Here is a 17,781-nt window from a genome sequence, read left to right as displayed (position 1 = left end):
TATGGCGAATTCTCCTGCCCCGGCACTGAAGCTGCGTGATGGTGATGCCGATGAGCTTGATCGGTTGTTGAGGTCGACTTCGACGCCGGCAGGGCTGGTGCGTCGGGCGCGGATTGTGATTCTGGCTGCCGAGGGGTTGGCTAACGCGCGGATCAGTGAGGTCGTCGGGACGTCGGTGCCGACGGTGCTCAAGTGGCGGTCCCGTTATCTTCATGACGGAATTGATGGCTTGCTGGACGCCGAAAGGCCCGGTCGGCCTCGGCATCTTGATCATGCGGAAGTTGTGTCGGCGACCTTGATGCCACCGCCGAAGAAGTACGGGGTCACCCACTGGTCGTCGCGACTGCTGGCTGGGCACCTCGGAATCGGGAACGCCACGGTCGCGCGCGCCTGGCGTGAGTACGGCGTGCAGCCGTGGCGGTCGGGGACGTTCAAGTTCTCCACCGACCCGGAACTGGTCGCCAAGGTCGCCGATGTCGTCGGCTTGTACCTGGAGCCGCCGGAGAATGCGATCGTGTTGTGCGTGGACGAGAAGTCGCAGATCCAGGCCTTGGACCGCACCGCACCGCTGCTCCCGATGCAGCCTGGGCAGATCGAACGCCGTACCCACGACGACAAACGTCACGGCACCACCACCTTGTTCGCAGCCTTGGAGATCGCGACCGGGCAGGTGACCGTGGAAGTTAAACCACGCCACCGCCATCAGGAGTTCTTGTCGTTCCTGCGGCAGATCGACCGCACCTACCCAGGGCGGGAGTTGCACCTGGTGATGGACAACTACGCCACCCACAAGAAGGTCGAAGTCCGCACCTGGCTCGACGAGCACCCGAATATCCACGTCCACTTCACCCCAACCTCCGGATCGTGGCTCAACCTCGTCGAAGTGTGGTTCGGCATCATTGACCGCCAAGCAATCCGGCGCGGCGTCTTCACTTCAGTCAAGGACCTCAATGCGAAGATCTGAGCATTCATCAATGGCTGGAATGAGCGCAAGCATCCCTTCGTGTGGACAAAGACCGCCGAAGATAAATACCTGCGCGCCCGCTTGCCGGGACCGGACGTGACCCCGGCACAGCTGCGTGAGCGGAGCTGGTGGAAGGGCCTGGAGATGGTTGTAGTTATCGACGACTACGACGTTTTGGTGCCGTCCGGAACGGCGCTGAATCCATTTTCGCCGTTGGTCCCACTTTTGCCACACGCACGCGACATTGGTTTGCACATCATCGTCGCCCGTAAGTCGAGCGGTGCTGCACGAGCCATCTTCGAATCGTTTATCTCCGGTTTGCGGGATAACGGTGCTGCGGCAGTGTTGTTGTCGGGTGATCGTGCTGAAGGTCAGATCTACACAAAGGTCTATTTCCAGGAAGAGCCTGCGGGTCGCGGTCGGGTTATCCGACGAGGGACGAATCCTGTTCGAGTGCAGTTTGCTTCGTGGCCGGCCGATGAGTCAGCACGGCCGGGGGAGGAGTAGTGGTCGGAGTGGTGCATGCATAGAAACTCGGAGAGCACGGATCTTTATCTTGACGAGAGTGTGGAATTTTACCGTACTGACGTTCTGGTAGATTTAATAACGATCTTTTGTTTGGGAGGAAATTGTGGTTGATACGGCACCGAAGCAGCCGGATGTAATTGTTCAGGGGCCGGGTGCACCTCAACCGTTTCAGTCGACAACGATCGAACCGGCAGTTACGACCACCAAAGACAATCCTGCGGCGGGAGAGAATCCAACAACTGGGGACAACCCGCCCCCATCAGGTGACCAGCCTCCCAAAACAGGTCCTTATTCAAGCGTTATTCCTGCAATCGCAGGTCCGAAGATTCTAGCGGTCAAGAATTCTGGTGACGGCAAGACGCCTGGCGAAGATACGCCTGACCCGGACCCTACAAAGGGTGGGCTCGTCGCCACGGACGCTACAGATGGCACTAGTGCCGCAGATGCAGATGTCGAGATTCTAAATTCGGTGCCACCTGAAGCTCCCACCAAGCCGCCGGTGCGCGACGGTGAAGGTGCAGCTCCGGGAGCGTACAATCCGGTTCAGGCTGAGAAGGAAGCTCGAGGAAAGAGTCCTGAAGACTGGGCTAAGTATGACGCGGACATGGAGAAGTTTCGCCAGCGCGAAGAAGCGAAGACGCGATTCAAGGCGAATTTTAGCCTAACCGAACAGCAAAAAACTGATCTCAGCGAGGGGAAAGACGTTGACATTCCGGAGGGGCAGAAGCGCTACATTCTAGATGCTTGGAAGAAGCTGGCGGGAACAACTGGAGACTCGTCAAAACTTGCGGGATTCATTGAAGAGAATCCAGATCTCGAAGCCTATTTGGGTGCATCAGGGCACATGGCGACAAACCCTCATGTGAAATCGAACGGTAAGCCGATCGATCTCTCCGAGATGCCGCCAGCATTCCGTCATATTGCTAAGCCAATTAGTCCAAAATACGACTTCATGACTGGGCAACCCCTTCGAACGATCGACGTCCCTGACATGGACGAGTATACGCGTCTTGCAAAGATGTTGGATTCAGCGGACGATCGCTACAAGAACGGGTCGTACGCTAATCGCCTTCTCCTTGAGCGTGGACTCGAAATCAAGTCGGTCTATGCGGAATTTGATCACGGCAAGAACGGGCTTCTAATGGTGCGGAGTCCATCGGACTATGATGACGCACAAAAGCTCCTCATCAATGCGGGCGCTAAGGATCGGGAGTCCTCGCTCGCGCTACTTCGCGATAATCCAGCCGCGGTTGGACAGTTGATGGACGGCACGGATGGTTCGAATGCGGGTTTGACAGTAAATGAGCGAATTAAGGAGCTTCAGGCTCAGATATCTGCCGCGAAACCGAAGGATCCGACTGCTAAGAAGCAGATTGAGAACCTGCAGACGGAGTTGAATAATCTATCGGACATGGTTGCGGGGGATCCGTCACTTGGAGACTCGCGAATCCCAGGTAACAATCCACAGGGGGTCTACCGGATACTCGCCTATCTGGATGATAAGCCGAACGATAAAACTACAAAGCTTGCGGCCAAGAATGTTGCAAAATATCTAGCTACGCTATCTCCTAAGAATCAAGAGGGAGAGAATAAGGTCCATTCGTCAGTATTTGAGGATTCAGTGCTTCTTCAAACTCTAGCTGTTTCGATGAAGCCGCACTACGCAGGCCTTGCGGGGGATGATGAAACGCTAACCCTGCAGAACATGGGAACTTTATCGTCGTTTATGACGACTCTGTATCGTGATCCGATGGCTGGGGCCACAGCAACCTGGGCGATTAAAGATGTGCAAGACGGCCTCGCGAAACGCTACGGCAAGCAGATTGCGCGCGGAGAAGTTGCAACAGACCCTGATACGATCGGCGCCCTTCAAGCGGCCATGGTTAAGGGGTTTGAGACAGCAAAGGACGAGGGGGAATGGGTCGAAGGCTACTCGAAGTCGATCGAACTTAATCGACAAATGGCAAATTTTGACGCTGCCAGCGGGGCTGTTAACGGGCTGTTTGGTGCGATTCCGGGTTGGGGTCCGGTATTCGCAATTGGGACACTAGGAATTACGCCGCTCGCCAAGGCGTCAGTCTTCAAAGAAAATAGTTCGATCGACCTGACTTCAGTCGATGAGAACCAGGTTCTTAGCTTTATTGAAACGGGGGACAATGATGTTTTTCGTCTTCCAAAGGTGATCGAAGGGATGGTTAAGCAAAATCCGAAGATCGCAGATACTGACGACTACAAACTCTGGAAGATCACTAAGGCGAAGTCTGAAAAAGCTAACCTTGCCCGCAAATTGGTCGCGAAGTACGATCGTAACGAAACGTCCTTCTCTGACAGGGTTGACCAGGGTAAGGGTAACGGTGATTTTGCGCCACCTGAGTGACCGGTTAGCGATCATCTAGAATCGGTGTCAACCTATCGTATAGGAATTGAGTGATGTTTAGTAAGAATTTAAAGGCTGTCTCCCTTCTTTCTTGTATACTAGCTTTGGCCTCTGGGTGTGGAACTGCCGCAGGCCCTCCTATTCCTGCGTCAGAAACGTCGACGTCTGCATCGTATTCTTTGCCGCCTGCCGCTGATGGTGTTGCATTTGAGTGGGTCCCGACTGAGGCTCTTGATTTAATGTCGTCTACGGGGACTTTTGCTAGGGCTGCGATCGAGTCCATCATGATCGTTACGATAACTTCGGATAGAACTGATGCGACTCCAGGTTTTGTGGACGCATCACGCGGGACCTTTGACGACTGGATAAAGAGTACGCAGGGTGGTCCTACGACGGATTCGTGGATCGGGACGTTGGGTTTGCAGATTTTGGATGTTAAGCGTGTGCATAACACTCTCGAAATCGACTATTGTCGCAATTTTGCCGGGCTGTACGAGCCGGATGCTCTGCCGAAGCCGACCCGGTGGGAACGAGTTGCGTCATCACCGGACACGCCCGCTAATCGGATTATCGTCGAGTTGTCAGGGGACAACGAGCCGCCAGCCAACCAGCGAGGTTCTTCGGAGCGTGCGCAGCAGGATATGTTCGGATCGTGGAAGATTGTGGATTATCTTTTGTTTAATACTCTCGATGTGTGCGGTGATGTTTGGGGTGGCAAGTTCGATGGGCTTCCGGCGACGTTGCCTTTGACTTCTGTTCCGCTGCGCACCACATTTCCGGGGTGGCCAGCGGATAATCGGTGAGCCTGGTGATCCTATTTGAAGGGCGACTAGGTGTTGTGAGGTCCGAAGGCTTGCTCAATTGATACGGCGCTGCGGTATGGAGGCGATATGCAGAGCTTAAGGCAGCGTTCTTGGTCGCAGGGGTCGGTGGCGATCCTTACGGTGGTACTTTCGGCGACGGCGTGCACTCCGGGTGTCGATGGTCCGGTGGATTCGGCAACGGAAAGTTCGCGAGCCCAGTCGAGTGACGAAGGCTTGGACATTCCTGAGGTCGGATTCGTATGGGGGGAGTCGCCCCAGATCTCCTTACGATCGCCCGAAGGTACGTTCCTTAGCCTCGGGCTTTCATCGCTGAATTCGCCTGACCTGCCGTTTTCATGAAGAAAGGTGCTCTGAGCTGCAATAATTGTTGTTGCGAAACGACAATCACAAGCAGGGCAAGGAGCACCTTTCTGGTGAAGAACTCTACCGTGTTTTACCCGCAGATTCAGGCCACCGCCGACGGCGGCGGCATCATCACCCACGGCGGCACCGTCCTGGCCACCCGTACCGCCGAACTCTCCGGCCTCACCGACGCGCTACGGACCGCGCTCGCGCCGTGGCGCAAACCCCTCGCGACCCACGATCCAGCGAAGATCCTCCTCGATTTGGCCACGAGCCTGATCGTCGGCGGTGACTGCCTGGCCGACATCAGCATGGTCCGCGGTCGTCCCGACGTGTTCGGTCTGGTGGCCTCCGATCCGACGGTCTCACGCCTGATCGCCACCCTGGCCGCCGATCCCGAGCGGGCTGTGAACGCGATCCGGGCCGCTCGCGCCGCCGCCCGCCAGCGGGTGTGGTCCCTGGCCGCCGATCAGGCTCCCGATCATGGTCGGTCGGCGAAGAAGCCGCTGATCATTGACATCGATGCGACGTTGGTGACCGCCCACTCGGAGAAGGAGCAGGCGAAGCCAACCTATAAGCGGGGCTTCGGTTTTCATCCGTTGATGGCGTTCATCGACCACGGGCCAGACGGGACCGGGGAGGCCGCTGCGGCGATCCTGCGGCCCGGCAACGCCGGTTCCAACACCGCCGCCGACCACATCACGTTGACGCAGAAGATCCTTCAGCAGGTTCCCGGCATCGGGTCTCGGCTCGGTAAGTCGATCCTGATACGCACCGACTCGGCCGGCGGCACCCACGACTTCATCGATTTCCTCGCCCGCCGACGCCTGTCGTATTCGGTCGGGTTTCCGTTGAACGAGACGATCGGTGACCTCATCGACCGGTTGCCGAAGAAGGCGTGGACCCCGGCCTACGACCCGGACGGTGAACCCCGCAAGAATGCTGACGTTGCCGAACTGACCGGAGTCCTGGACCTCTCGGGGTGGCCGGCCGGGATGCGGGTCATCGTCCGCCGTGAGAAGCCGCATCCGGGCGCCCAGCTGCGGATCACCGACCGCAATGGGTGGCGCCTGATCGCGTTCGCCACCAACACCACCGGCGGCCAGCTCGCCGATCTCGAGGTCCGGCATCGGCGGAGGGCCCGCTGCGAAGACCGTATCAGGATCGCGAAAGACACTGGCCTGACGAACTTTCCACTCAAAGGGTTCGCGCAGAATCAGATCTGGCTCGCCGTGGTCGAGGTGGCGTGCGATCTGCTCGCCTGGACCCAGATGCTGGCTTTGGCCGGTACCGCAGCGCGCCTGTGGGAACCCAAGAAGCTGCGCATGCGACTGTTTGCGACCGCGGCCCGCCTGACTCGTCACGCCCGCCGACTCCGGCTTCGGTACGACCGGCATCATCCGTGGAGTGGTCTGCTCGCTGCCGGCCTCGAGCGGCTGGCCGCCTACCCGGCACCCGGCTGACTCGGTAGCCGAGCCCTGACCTTACGAGATGAAAGAACCTGCTCTTCCGGTGATGTGGAACCCGGACGTATCCGACGATCGGCGGCCTTGTCGTACCCGACAGGCACAATCAGCTCACAACCATCAATCCGAAACCGCACAGGCCAGGACGTCACCCCGATGAAATTTCGAGGTTAGGGCCATGACGGAATCGCTTACTCTGTTGAGTAAGACTGAAGACCCTGGTGTTGTTTACCCTGGGATGGCAGGCGCCATTGATACGGGCGCTGGTTCGGATAATTCGCGAGTTAGTAGTTTGTTGTCTCGCGAGAATGGGAATGGTGTGAAACTAAAAGGCGCCGTATTCCTAGTTTACCTTTGCCTCGATACGAGGGGCTTGGCGGTGGCTGACGAAGAGACTCCACCAGGGAAATTTCGCCCTGCCGGAAGTGACCGGATCGGCTACGAACTGAAGTTTACCGCCGGGGGTGAAGCGCCGCCGGCTTTTCAATCAGGTCCAAATTTTCGGCCGAGCAAATCTGTGTTTGGGGAATGGAAGTTGACGATGTGGAGTGCAATTAGCCGCGCCGAGCCCAGGGCTATTGCCGCCTTGAATGCGTGTTACGAGTGGCCGCTGCCGGAGAGCGATAATCAACTCCCCGAAGGCGTGTTGGTTGATCCGCAGAAGGTGACGGTTCGGTCTAATCCTGGTTGGAGCTAGTCCCGGTTGGCCGGAGAAGGAGTGGTAAGGGTTGAAGAGACGGCTGTGTTCGATCGTTGCGCTTGCTGCTGTCGGTGCTTTGACATCGGGATGTGCGAGTACTTCGGATCAACCGGTTCCGGCGTCGGCAACATCGACATCTGCGTCGTATTCGTTGCCGCCAGCAGCTGATGGTGTTGCGTTCGAGTGGGTCCAGACTGAGGCCCTTGATTTAATGTCGCCGACGGGTACGTATGTCAGGGCTGCAATCGAGTCCATCAATATCGTTTCGATGACGACGGATAAGGCCGATGCGACTCCAGGTTTTGTGGATGCAGCGCGAGGCAACTTTGCCGACTGGATAAAGAGCACGCAAGGTGGTCCCACAGCCGATTCGTGGATCGGCACGTTGGGTCTGCGGGTCTTGGACGTTAAGCGCGTGAATAACATTCTTGAGATCGATTACTGTCGAAACTACGCTGGGCTATACGAACCGGACGCTGCGGCGAGCCCGACGCAGTGGGAACAAGTGGCATCCTTGCCGGACGCGAACGCTAATCGGGTTACCGTCGAGTTGTCTGGGAACGATGAACCGCCAGCCAACCAGGATGGTCTCGCAGAGCATGCGCAACAGGATGTGTTCGGATCGTGGAAAATCGTCGATCTTGTTATATCGAATACTTCGGATGTGTGCGGTGATGTTTGGGGTGGCAAGTTCGATGGGCTTCCGGCAACTTTGCCCTTGACTTCCGTTCCGCTGCGGACCACATATCCGGGGTGGCCGGCGGATAATCGATGAGGCTGGGAACTCGTAGACTCTAGGGGAGTCCGAAAGGCAGGACGCCGCATGCGTGACTTGGGTTAGTTCGACAGCCCGCTGACCCGTCCGCCGGTAATTGTTGCCAGTAGATTCGCGATTTGCTTGGCGTGATCAGGACCGTAGGCGTTGATGTCGAAACTCAACTGCACAGTCCAAGGATCCAAGGCCTCGGTGTCGCGGGAGAGCCAACCAGGTTCAATACCGTCGACGAGACTGCCCGTACGGGCCGCAGCCATCCAGGCTTCGCGGCACGACGGGTCGGCCGGGGACCTCGGTTGCGGTGCCGCATTCTCGACAACCAACTCCTGGACCACCTGATCCTCGACGACAGGATCCTCGATCTCCGAAACCTCGTCTGACGAAACCTCGACGGCCTGATCCTCGACGGCGAGGACATCGACCATCGAGTCTTCGACCACCGAACCTTCGACGGCAGGCTCGATGATTTGCAACGGCTCCTCGTGCATCTGCGTGCATGAGTCATGCTCGGCACCGAAGTCAGCCGGCCTGGAGCCCGTATGCCCGCAACGGGTGCATGTCAGAGTCACCGCCGCCGGTCCCTCATGGGCGGCCACGTGCTGCGGGAGCCGCGGATCCTGCCGATTAACGAGCCCTAGGATGTCCTCGCCGCCGGAAAGTGCCGCGTCAACCTCCCACGGAGTCAGGTACCAGCTGGCAGGAGGAAGCCCCCGGTCGCGAACAATCGCCTGTGAGGCGGTGACGCGTCCGGGGGTGTAGGTCAGCTTCCACTGGGGCTCGGCAGCCCAATCTGAGTCGAGTTCGGGGTTCATAGAGTTAGAGATGTTTATGCCGACTGCTTGCGGTGCGATCCGACATACGCCGGAGCCGGTGCTTCCTGCGCGGCCTGCTGCTGGGCCTCCTGCGGCCAGCCAACCTGCAGTCCCTTAATGGCGTCAGCCGCGCGATCCGTCGCGTCGACGACACCGTCGTTGATCGCTGCCGGAGCGTTGGGGCCGAGCAATGCGAGCGGTCCCTGAGCCTGCTCGGCCGTCCAACCCAGCTTGGTGGTACCGACCGTCATCTTGACGTCGCCACGCTCGGTGACAACGTATTCCACCGACGGCAACCCAGCGCGGGCCGCGTCGTCTTTGGCGAGGCGAAGCTCGAACTGGTTGATCCCCGAATCCTGCTCGGTTCCGTCCTGCGGAGCGTTCTTCGGGAGACCGTCCGGACGCTTAATGTTGTTGCCCTTATCGCCAGTACCGAGTGCCCAGCCGGCCGCGCCACCGATCAAGCCCGCGACGATCGCGGTACCGACACCGGCGACGACACCGGCACTAACAGCGATGCCAGCACCGATCGCCGCGCCACCAGCAATGGAAACCACGTTGAGCGGGAAGGGGCCCGCCCACGGAACAACGCCGCCAGCAACGGCGCCGAGCGGCACCGTGACCATCCCGACGGCGAGAGTTGTCGCGGTAAATGCAACGGCACCGCCGATGGCACCCGCGCCAGCGGCACCCATCACGATCGCTGCAGCCTGACGCGAGGCCTCGTCTTCCTCAGCCATACCCATCGCGACCAGGCCATTGGCAATCTGCTGCTCGCTGTAGGCGGCCCAACCATTGGCCCAGTCGATGTAGCCTTCCTTGTTCGGGAAGTTCGGCACATCCTTGTTAGCCATCTCGAAGTTGCCGATACGCAACGTCTGCGGCTTCGGCGCAACACGCTTCACCGTCGGCGCATTCGGGTTGGGTGCGTGAATACCAAGTGGATTGGGGTTGTATGCGCCCTCGTACGACGGCGCGGGATACGTCCATTCACTCTGCGGAGCAGACGGTGCCGCAGGGAGGCCGAGGGGACCCGGAGTCGATGGCACGGGCTCGGGAGCCGGGGCCGGAGGCTGCGGAGCAGGCGTGAGACCACCCTGCTGCGGACTGCCTTGGTCGCCAAACCCGGGCTGCTGAGGTGCCGGATTCTCGTCGCCGCCGCCAATGCCGCCCTGCTGGGGAGCGGCAAATACCTCGCCGCTGCCCGCGACCGCGCCAAACGCCATGGAAGTTGCCACGAGTGCGGCAACACCAGCGTGAGTCAGCGCCCGGCTCTGAGGCCGGGTGGTGGAGGTCGAGTTCATATCTAGGGGTTCCTCTGTGCTTTGTGAATGATGATGGTTATATCGGCCCACTAATGCGGGCAAAGTTGTTAGCCGACGGCCGTGTTCGACACGATCAGCCACCTGCCGTTCTCACTGGTGGTCTGGATCATTTGGTGGAAGACGGTTCGTTGCCCGCCAGGCCCCGGAGCGATCTGCGCGAGGTCTACCTTGTGCAAACCATTCCCCAGATCGGTGATGGTCAGACAATGCGTCGTCCCCTTGGGCAGGTCGTCGATCGCCATCTGCAAATTCGCAATCGACGGAATAACGGCTCGTCGCGCGGCCGGCACCACGAACTCGCTGACCGCTTGTGCATCCCGTTTGACGTAGTAGGCGTAGTTGAAGGCCTTGATGACGTCGATTCCGCTGCCCGATCCGCCAGCATCGCTGCCAGTGGTTACATTGCCAACGGTCCGCGCCGGACACGCGGCGTCCGTGGAACCGCGATCCGCCGGTGCGGGCGCAGGTGCGGACGCGGTGGGAGACGCGGAGCTATCATCGCCGCCACCAGCGAAGGCGGTGTACGCGCCAATGGCAATGACTCCCAGGATCACGATGCAGGCGGCCGCGATGATGGCGAACCGCCGACTCTTACGCGTGGTGGTGGGTGCGAACGCGTCCGAGGGGAGGAGTTCGTACGTCGAGGTCGATTCGGGACGGGTACTGGTCCCGTCCGCGTCGTACGTGTTGTCGTAGCCATAGTCGACCGTGCTGTAGTCAACACCGCCCGTGACCACGGGAATCTGCTGCGTATCGTCGTCATCACGAGAGAAGCCGTCGTCTGTCCCCGGCTCATGTGGGTCGTTGATGATCGATTTCCTCCTCCCGCGCTTCGGCACGATCCATCAGTTCGCGTGTCCGTATTGCCAACATTGACAGGGTCTGCGTATTTTTTGCTGGCAGACCCGAATCTTATCGAGGTGCCACGTCGCTACATCTGTGGCCCCTGCGGTGGCATCATTCCGCCGAATGGCCCGGCAAACGCGGTGGGCGGCAACTGGATCACAAATGGCTCGATCAGAGTGGCGGCAAGCTCAAGGAACGCGGAACGGGTCGCCGGTTGCATCTGGTCGAGGTCGATGAAGCTGCCTACCGCAAGGTGCTCGTCGTACGGAATGATCTGCACGGCACGTGTGCGGCCCAGGAAGTAGTCCCGCAGCATATTGACGTCAACGGGAGCGTTCTTGCCCTTCGACGCAGCGATGACGACGACGGTCTCGCGAGCAATCTGCTCGTATCCGTGGGCGACTAGCCAATCGAGCGTCGCGACCGCACTCTGCGCGCCGTCCAACGCAGGAGATGTGACCAAGACAAGCGAAGTCGCCGACTTCATGACTCCTGCCATCGCGGAGTGCACGAGACCGGTACCGCAGTCGGTGATGATCATGTTGTAGTGGTTCTCGAGGATCTCGATAACCCGCAGGTATTCGTCCTCGCTGAACGCTTCGGAGATCGCCGGATCCCGCTCGGAGGCGAGGACTTCGAGGCGCGACGGGGCTTGGCTGGTGTGCTTCCGCACGTCCATGTACCGCTCAAGGTGCGGGTCCTGGAGGAGGTCGCGGACAGTCGACGCCGTCTGTGCCGGAATACGACGCGACAAGGTGCCGAGGTCAGGGTTGGCGTCAACGGCAATGACGCGGTCGCCTCGCAGCGATGCGAGAACCGACCCGAGTCCGACGGTGACGGTCGTCTTACCGACACCGCCCTTCAGCGACAGCACGGCGACACGGAAGTCGTTGCGGATTGGCTGACGAACGCGGTTCGCGAGTTGAGCGACCTCTTCCTTCTTCCGCGTACCGCCAAAGTTGACGAACCGACTGCGGATCGACTGGCGCCAACCAGGTCGAGGCCCACCTACGCCCGGGGCGGCAGGGTTCGGCCCGTAGCCGGGCTGCGGGGCACCCTGTGGCGGGACGCCCGGCTGCTGGTGCTGCTGCGAGGGCATCGGGACCGGGCCGTATCCGTGCGCTGGTGTTCCCACGGGTGGCGTGAAACCCTGCTGCGATTCAGGAAAGTACCCGTACATCGCGTCTGGCAAGGGCTGCGGGGGGTGGGGTTGCCCGTACTGGGGCTGAGGCTGTTCTTGCGGTGGGTATGGCTGTCCGTACTGATCGTGCTGGAACTGCGGTTGTCCATACGGGCCTGCCTGTGCCTGCGGCTGGGGTTCAGGGTGAAATGCTGACACCTCGGGGGCCAGCATCTCGCCTGAGGCATGCGTACCGCCGGACTGTGCGTCCATGCTCTGAGTTGGCGATGCAACCTGGTTGTCGACGTTGTCGTGCTGGTCCCCGCCCGGCGAATCAGCGGCGGCGAAGTCGGCGATAGGAGAATCAGGCACGGGGTCCGCCTGTTCGGTTGCCATCCATGACGGTGGGTTACCGGAGTTCTCATTCATCGTTCGGGCCTTTCGTGGGGATCAGTACCGAGTCATCGACTATCGGTGGCAGGACTACGGAACTTAATCGGAGTGGACAGTCTGGGAGAAGCCGCCGGCGATAGTCGCGGCAAGTTCCATGAACGCTGTCCGGGTCTTCTTGTGCATGAGGTCTAACTCGACCTCCGCGCCCTCGGCGAGATGAGCGTCGAACGGGATTACGTGAACCGCCCGAGTTCGATTGCGGAAGTGCTGGGCCAACTGATCGACATCAACAGACGCGGACCCGCTCCTTGATGAACAGACCACGACCACTGCGGACTTCGCGAGTTCGTCATAGCCATGCGACGACAGCCATTCGAGCGTCGCCGTTGCGCTACGGGCACCGTCGATAGCGGGCGACGTCACCAAGACGAGCTGGTTGGAGTAACCGAGAACGCCGTTCATCGCCGAATGGCTAACGCCTGTGCCGCAGTCGGTGATGATGATGTTGTAGTGGCGGCGAAGGATTTCCATCACCCGCCGGTAGTCGGACTCACTGAACGCTTCAGCTCGTGCCGGATCGCGTTCGGATGAAAGGACTTCTAAGCGATTCTGCGCCTGGGAGGTATGTGCGCGGACGTCAGAGTAGCGAGTCACGGAGCGGTCGGCAATGAGATCGCGGACCGTCGACTGAGTCTGTTGCGGTACGCGCTGTGCGAGCGTACCCAGGTCGGGATTCGCGTCGATCGCAATCACGCGGTCACCACGGCTCGACGCGAGAGTGGCACCGATGCCGATGGACGTCGTCGTCTTACCGACGCCGCCCTTGAGGGAGAGCACCGCAATGCGGTAGTCGCCGCGGATGGGTTGTTGTACCGCTCGGACGAGTTCGGCGTACTTGATGTCAGCGGGAGAGTCCCCCAGATTCACCGAACCTCCGGAGGCGCGGTACACGGCACGTCGCCACCCTTTGGCCGGTGGGTGCTTGGCACGTCGAAGGAGCGCGATCTCATCGACTTGCCCGGGAGTGTTCTGAGCAGACGTGGCCACGTGCGTTGACCGCGCTTGCGGCGGCTGTTGAACGTTGATGGGAGCAAACACGGTCGGAGCCTCGGGCTCGTCGTCACCCATATCGAGCCACGACGGATTCTGCTGTGGTTGATTCATCCCCGATTATTCCTGCCTGTCACCGTGATTCGCGGTTGCACACGGGGCAGCTACGAACTCGGTGAAATCTCCCGTCAATCAGATCGGGAGACCCCGCGATGGCACTGCCCCGGCGTGCATCTGCGTATTCGGGCGAAATTTACCACGGCCCGAACGGGTCGGCCTAAATGCGTCAATTCGGTGACCGACGACGGCGCGACCACTATGCCGTTGGCGAATAGGCACCCAAGAGACTCATGCCGATGTTGTCGGTTCGCAAGGGGGAACTCGAGACTGGATCGCCCGCTTCGATTAGTGGGCTTTCGCCCAAGGCTATCGCGACATATCCGTCCCAGACCACCAGGTCGCTGGCTATCGGCTGCGATTCGGAGACCTGCGCACCGCCTGTCTGCGCCTGGGCCAGGCGCGGCAGGTCCTCACCAGCAGGTCCATGTGCGTACTGAGTCAGGCTGCTGCTAACGAGACCCTTGCCGGGCGTGGTGCCGCTTGCCGCCGTGCCGAGGCGAGTTCATTTCCCGCAGTCGAGGCTCCGAAATGGTCCAGATCGCCCACCTGGCCCCACTGTTCGCTGACGAAGACTAACGATTCTCGATTTGCGTGGCGACATGCCGCGGGCAGCGGCATGTCGCCACGCAAATCAAAGCGCAGACCTGTGGCGGACGGATGACGGCAAATCGGTCCAACCGTAGGCGCATTCACTAGCGTTACCTTCGGCGTTGGCCGGAGGCCAGAGACGATTGCAACAGTGTCGAGCAGGGGAGTTCGCCACGTGAGTTATCAGCACGGTGGGCAAGGATTACGGCCAGCCAAGTTACGGCCAGCCAAGTTATGGCCAGCAGGGGTGGTGATCCTGCCAAGATCCTTGCACTCGCTGTGGCCGGGTTGAGTCTGTTGACCGTGATCCTTGGGCTTTTCCATAACGGTTTTTTCTTGCTCTGGGGTGTCGCCATCGTGATGCTCGCACTGATCAGCGTGATGACTGACAAAGTTGACACGAAGACTATCGCCGCGATTGTCTCGGCCCTCGCCGTTGGTACGGCGGTGGGGAAGGTTTACAACGTCATCTATTCAGCGGTGAAATCTGACGAACTTCTTCCTGGCCAGAACTCCACCTGGGATTACGTCTACCTGGCATTGAACGTGGTCCTCGCTGTTGTTGCGGCGCTGTGGCTTCTCGCAGAGTTCCGTCGCCCGGAGGTGGCATCGGAGTCGGTGCCGACCAGCTTTGGTGTGGATTCGGCCGCGGTGAACGTTGCTCCGACGGCCATGCCGGCAACGCCGGTGGTTGCCCCGGCGACCGATTCGATGTCGCAGAGCTACGGTCAGGCTCACGGAACCGGGCAGTGCCACGGCCAAAGCTACGGGCAGTCGGCTGCCCGAGTCGGGTGCGGCACCCACCGTCGTCACACCCCGCACGACCGCCACGCCCAGCACGACCGCCACGCCCAGCACGACCGCCACGCCCACGTCGGCCGCCGGTAACCCCGGTGGCGCGACGACGTCGTCGAACTAGCGGCTACTCGCAGGAGTCGGGGGTTGCACGCACGGCGATGACGCCCGCAGGTCGACGCGGAGTTCGGCGTCGGCTGGCGGTGTGGTGACGGTGAGGCTGACTTGGAAGCCGCGGTTGTCGCGCATCACGATGTCGCGGGGGTCGTCGTTGGGGCGGGTTGTTGGGGCGGGCTGTTCGGTGAACCCTTTGGCGGACAGACCGAGTGCGGCTGTCCGCCATTGGTCGATTTGAGTGTCGGTGGGATCGTCGTACCAGCGCATCACTCGGTAGCGCCAGGGTGGCCCTTCAGGTAGCGCCGATGGAAACGAACTCTTACAGCCGTACTGTGTCAACGTGGGCCGATCGCTCGCGTTGACCGGAACCCTGCCGTCCACCGCGTCGAGGTTGGCATTGAGGATCTGTTCCACGTCGGCTTCGGACATCGAGATCGCGTCGGGTTTGTTGTCGGTGCTGCAGCCGCTGAGTCCGATGGTCAGGACAACGGTCAGCACCGCGAACAGGTATTTGGGTGTCGGCATGGTTACCTCGATCCAGTGAGGGGAAGCGGGCCGGGTGCGAGAATAACTGGTCCCGGAGATGTGTTCTCGATCCGCGAATCGGCTGCGCGCCAAACATATTCGGTCGGGTCACCGCCGGTGATTACCTTGACCATGTTCTGGAAGGCATCCGATTGGGGATCGTTCCAGTAGCCTCCGTGACCGTCGCTGCCCCACACAAGTTCGCCGGGGTGCCCCTCGTTATTGCGCCCGTAGTAGCCGGTATCGAGTCGCGTTACGCCGGGAGTGGTGTCGGGGTCGCCGCCGTGTTGCGTCGATAGGCCTTGGAAGTATTGGATCGGGTCGCCGGGGGCCGTCATCGAATAGCGTTCGACGCCGGGGTTGGGGTTGTTCCACGGCTGGTTGTCGAGGGTGCCGGTGCCTGCCGATGAGGCGTAGATGACGCGGTCGGCATTGAGGCTCTGTTCGGCGGTGCCGACGGTGGACCCGCCATACGAATGGCCGATGAAGGTGGTTTTGGCGTCTGGCGAGGTGGTGGCCAGCGTGCGGTCGAGTTCGTGGCCGAACGAAACGAGGTCCGGTGCCATCCGTTTGGCGAGGGTGGTGTCCATGGCGTCGTTGTCGGAGAGGGGGTCGACGAACGCGGTGAGGGCATTGCCGTGGGGGAATTCGCCGTCCATGTAGACGATTACGGGGCCGCGCGACTGGTTGGCGAGGTTCCACGCCGAGCGGTGGTTCGATTCGCTGCCATCGAGACTGCTGTTGGTTCCGGGGACGTACACGGCCACGTTTTTGGTGCCGGGCCCGATCGCGCCGATCACCTCAATCATGTTGCCGTGCTTGGTGTTTTCGAACGCCAGGAACGTTCGCTCCATGACGCCGTCATCACCGCCACGTCCTGGTGACAGTGGATCTTTGATTGGGGTGAGCGTTTTCTGCAGTTGGCCGATGCGATTGTTGTTGGGCGGTTCCTTGCGGAGTTCCGACGCCAGCGCTGCCCGGATGTTGACTTCGTTGGCGTCGATCCGGGCCTGGAACGGGACGCCATCCATGTTGCCGATGGCGTCGGGGTCGGCTTGCGCCACCCGGCGGAGTTGCTCCGGGGTCAGGGTGCCGAGCAGCGTCGCCCGTTGGTCGGGCGTCATTGTCGTGAGGCGTTGGACGAGCGCGTCGGGGTCAATCATCCCGATGCCGACCACGTTGATGTCGGCTTGGCCTTGCACCATGGACGCGAGGTCGGACACTAGTCCGGCGAGGCGTGACCCGTAAGTTTCGTCGAGGTCGTTGACGGTCTTCAAGCCTTCATCGATGACGGCCGCGATCTGCTGGACCGCGTCCTGCTTATCCTCGTCGGGATGCGTCACGGATCCGTCGTCGTTGACGGTGAAACCGTCGGCGAGGGCACCGTCCACTTCGCCGAGCACGTGGTCTTTCGCGAAGCCGAGATCGCGTGCGGCATCATCGGGTTCGTCGACGATCTGCAACAGCACGTTGCGGACTTCACGCGCGTGGTCTTGTTCTTGGGTGATCCGCTGGTCGGCGGCGTCGTGGGTTTTGCCGAACCACGAGGTGGCGCTGTCGATGGCGCGCATCGCGGAGTCGATGGCTTCGTCGAGCGAGTCGGCGTTGGTGCTGTTGGCCTTGGATGCGGCCGCTAGCGATGCGGTGTCCCAGGTACGCAGTTGGCTGATGGTGGGCCGCATCAGCGTTCCGGGATGGCACGGAAGCCGTCGGCCGCGGTGTCGTCAGTTTCGACGGCGCGCGAGTTGAAGGCGCGCAGTCCGTCGGCGAGCGTGGTGAGGCGTTTGGCGATGGAGTCGGTCGCGGCGGTGGCGGGATCTGCGACGGTGCGCATCGCCGCAAAGGTGGCGCTGCCCTCGCCCTTCGCTGCGGTGTTGGCCGAGAAGTCTAGTGCGCCAACGGTATTGCCTTGGGTTCGCCAGTTGTCGGCGATCTTGCTGACGTTGGCGGGCAGGATGCCAAACTGGGCCGAGGGTTGCAACGGTTGCCCCGGCGGCGCCGGAACTACTCCGGGTTCGGCCGCCATGGGACTGCGTGGCTTCGACGTCGGCTCCGGGGGCCTGCCGTGGGCGTGGGCGTCGGACGGGGTGGCGGTGGCATCGCGACATCTCCAG

The 17,781-nt window shown here is 60.8% G+C and carries 15 protein-coding genes and 2 pseudogenes; 8 read left to right on the top strand and 9 right to left on the bottom strand.

From position 1 onward, the window contains the following. Nucleotide 1: 1 nt before the first annotated feature. The 3 genes and pseudogenes from AC1L34_RS11020 to AC1L34_RS11010 all read left to right on the top strand — a co-directional run. A pseudogene (locus AC1L34_RS11020) lies at nt 2-1,027 on the top strand (IS630 family transposase); the annotation flags it as partial. Then, complete coding sequence (locus AC1L34_RS11015) at nt 1,004-1,471, top strand: hypothetical protein (RefSeq protein WP_424324217.1); 468 nt, start codon at nt 1,004-1,006, stop codon at nt 1,469-1,471. The pseudogene AC1L34_RS11020 and the gene AC1L34_RS11015, both read left to right, overlap by 24 nt. A 124-nt stretch (nt 1,472-1,595) precedes the next feature. Next, the gene (locus AC1L34_RS11010) at nt 1,596-3,869 is read left to right on the top strand and encodes a TPR repeat domain-containing protein (protein WP_424322574.1); all 2,274 of its coding nucleotides are present in this window, start codon (nt 1,596-1,598) and stop codon (nt 3,867-3,869) included. A gap of 4 nt (nt 3,870-3,873) precedes the next feature. Here AC1L34_RS11010 and AC1L34_RS11005 read toward each other — a convergent pair whose 3' ends face one another. Then, a complete protein-coding gene (locus tag AC1L34_RS11005; protein WP_424294703.1) occupies nt 3,874-4,155 on the bottom strand; it encodes a hypothetical protein in 282 nt (93 codons plus the stop codon). 46 nt (nt 4,156-4,201) lie between these two features. Here AC1L34_RS11005 and AC1L34_RS11000 point away from each other — a divergent pair, with 46 nt between their 5' ends. The 4 genes from AC1L34_RS11000 (at nt 4,202) to AC1L34_RS10985 (ending at nt 7,976) form a co-directional block, all read left to right on the top strand. After that, on the top strand, nt 4,202-4,672 hold the full coding sequence (locus AC1L34_RS11000) for a hypothetical protein (RefSeq protein WP_480034774.1): 471 nt from the start codon (nt 4,202-4,204) through the stop codon (nt 4,670-4,672). A gap of 434 nt (nt 4,673-5,106) precedes the next feature. Further along, nucleotides 5,107-6,498 carry an IS1380 family transposase gene (locus AC1L34_RS10995; protein WP_480034773.1) on the top strand — a complete coding sequence of 464 codons (1,392 nt, stop codon included), beginning with the start codon at nt 5,107-5,109 and terminating at the stop codon, nt 6,496-6,498. Nucleotides 6,499-6,880: 382 nt separating this feature from the next. Beyond that, the gene (locus AC1L34_RS10990) at nt 6,881-7,198 is read left to right on the top strand and encodes a hypothetical protein (protein WP_424324214.1); all 318 of its coding nucleotides are present in this window, start codon (nt 6,881-6,883) and stop codon (nt 7,196-7,198) included. Between the two features lie 214 nt (nt 7,199-7,412). Next, complete coding sequence (locus tag AC1L34_RS10985; protein ID WP_480034772.1) at nt 7,413-7,976, top strand: hypothetical protein; 564 nt, start codon at nt 7,413-7,415, stop codon at nt 7,974-7,976. Between the two features lie 62 nt (nt 7,977-8,038). Here the strand turns inward: AC1L34_RS10985 and AC1L34_RS10980 are convergent, their stop codons facing one another. From AC1L34_RS10980 to AC1L34_RS10960, 5 genes and pseudogenes are all read right to left on the bottom strand, one after another. Continuing rightward, nucleotides 8,039-8,788 (bottom strand): hypothetical protein, encoded by a 750-nt coding sequence (locus AC1L34_RS10980; RefSeq protein ID WP_424293812.1) that lies wholly within the window; start codon nt 8,786-8,788, stop codon nt 8,039-8,041. A 14-nt stretch (nt 8,789-8,802) separates the two neighbouring features. After that, complete coding sequence (locus AC1L34_RS10975) at nt 8,803-10,026, bottom strand: hypothetical protein (RefSeq protein ID WP_424322572.1); 1,224 nt, start codon at nt 10,024-10,026, stop codon at nt 8,803-8,805. Nucleotides 10,027-10,160: 134 nt separating this feature from the next. Then, nucleotides 10,161-10,850, bottom strand: a complete 690-nt coding sequence (locus tag AC1L34_RS10970) for a DUF8176 domain-containing protein (protein WP_424322571.1) — start codon at nt 10,848-10,850, stop codon at nt 10,161-10,163. 194 nt (nt 10,851-11,044) lie between these two features. Beyond that, a complete protein-coding gene (locus AC1L34_RS10965) occupies nt 11,045-12,451 on the bottom strand; it encodes a MinD/ParA family ATP-binding protein (RefSeq protein WP_424324944.1) in 1,407 nt (468 codons plus the stop codon). A gap of 120 nt (nt 12,452-12,571) precedes the next feature. Then, nucleotides 12,572-13,585, bottom strand: a pseudogene (locus AC1L34_RS10960) (MinD/ParA family ATP-binding protein); the annotation flags it as partial. An 879-nt stretch (nt 13,586-14,464) separates the two neighbouring features. On the opposite strand from AC1L34_RS10960, the gene AC1L34_RS10955 reads away from it, so the two are divergent. After that, on the top strand, nt 14,465-15,118 hold the full coding sequence (locus tag AC1L34_RS10955) for a hypothetical protein (protein ID WP_424324945.1): 654 nt from the start codon (nt 14,465-14,467) through the stop codon (nt 15,116-15,118). A 27-nt stretch (nt 15,119-15,145) separates the two neighbouring features. Here AC1L34_RS10955 and AC1L34_RS10950 read toward each other — a convergent pair whose 3' ends face one another. The 3 genes from AC1L34_RS10950 to AC1L34_RS10940 are packed head-to-tail and all read right to left on the bottom strand — an operon-like array spanning nt 15,146 to nt 17,693. Continuing rightward, nucleotides 15,146-15,667: a hypothetical protein gene (locus tag AC1L34_RS10950; RefSeq protein ID WP_424296068.1), complete on the bottom strand. Its 522-nt coding sequence runs from the start codon at nt 15,665-15,667 to the stop codon at nt 15,146-15,148. A gap of 2 nt (nt 15,668-15,669) precedes the next feature. Then, nucleotides 15,670-17,349 carry an alpha/beta hydrolase gene (locus AC1L34_RS10945; protein WP_480034771.1) on the bottom strand — a complete coding sequence of 560 codons (1,680 nt, stop codon included), beginning with the start codon at nt 17,347-17,349 and terminating at the stop codon, nt 15,670-15,672. Beyond that, nucleotides 17,349-17,693 (bottom strand): hypothetical protein, encoded by a 345-nt coding sequence (locus tag AC1L34_RS10940; protein ID WP_480034770.1) that lies wholly within the window; start codon nt 17,691-17,693, stop codon nt 17,349-17,351. The genes AC1L34_RS10945 and AC1L34_RS10940 overlap by 1 nt, the downstream gene beginning before the upstream one ends. Nucleotides 17,694-17,781: the final 88 nt, after the last annotated feature.

This window comes from Gordonia sp. 34D (assembly GCF_056682775.1).
Note: the sequence above shows the minus strand (reverse complement) of the source record. Positions and strands in the feature narration are given on the sequence as shown.

Coding starts and splice junctions, on each gene's coding strand:
- AC1L34_RS11005 (WP_424294703.1), bottom strand. CDS start 4,155: ATGATGGACTCGATCGCAGCCCTAGCAAAAGTCCCCGTAGACGACATT.
- AC1L34_RS10985 (WP_480034772.1), top strand. CDS start 7,413: ATGTCGCCGACGGGTACGTATGTCAGGGCTGCAATCGAGTCCATCAAT.
- AC1L34_RS10980 (WP_424293812.1), bottom strand. CDS start 8,788: ATGAACCCCGAACTCGACTCAGATTGGGCTGCCGAGCCCCAGTGGAAG.
- AC1L34_RS10955 (WP_424324945.1), top strand. CDS start 14,465: ATGGCCAGCAGGGGTGGTGATCCTGCCAAGATCCTTGCACTCGCTGTG.
- AC1L34_RS10950 (WP_424296068.1), bottom strand. CDS start 15,667: ATGCCGACACCCAAATACCTGTTCGCGGTGCTGACCGTTGTCCTGACC.
- AC1L34_RS10945 (WP_480034771.1), bottom strand. CDS start 17,349: ATGCGGCCCACCATCAGCCAACTGCGTACCTGGGACACCGCATCGCTA.
- AC1L34_RS10940 (WP_480034770.1), bottom strand. CDS start 17,693: ATGGCGGCCGAACCCGGAGTAGTTCCGGCGCCGCCGGGGCAACCGTTG.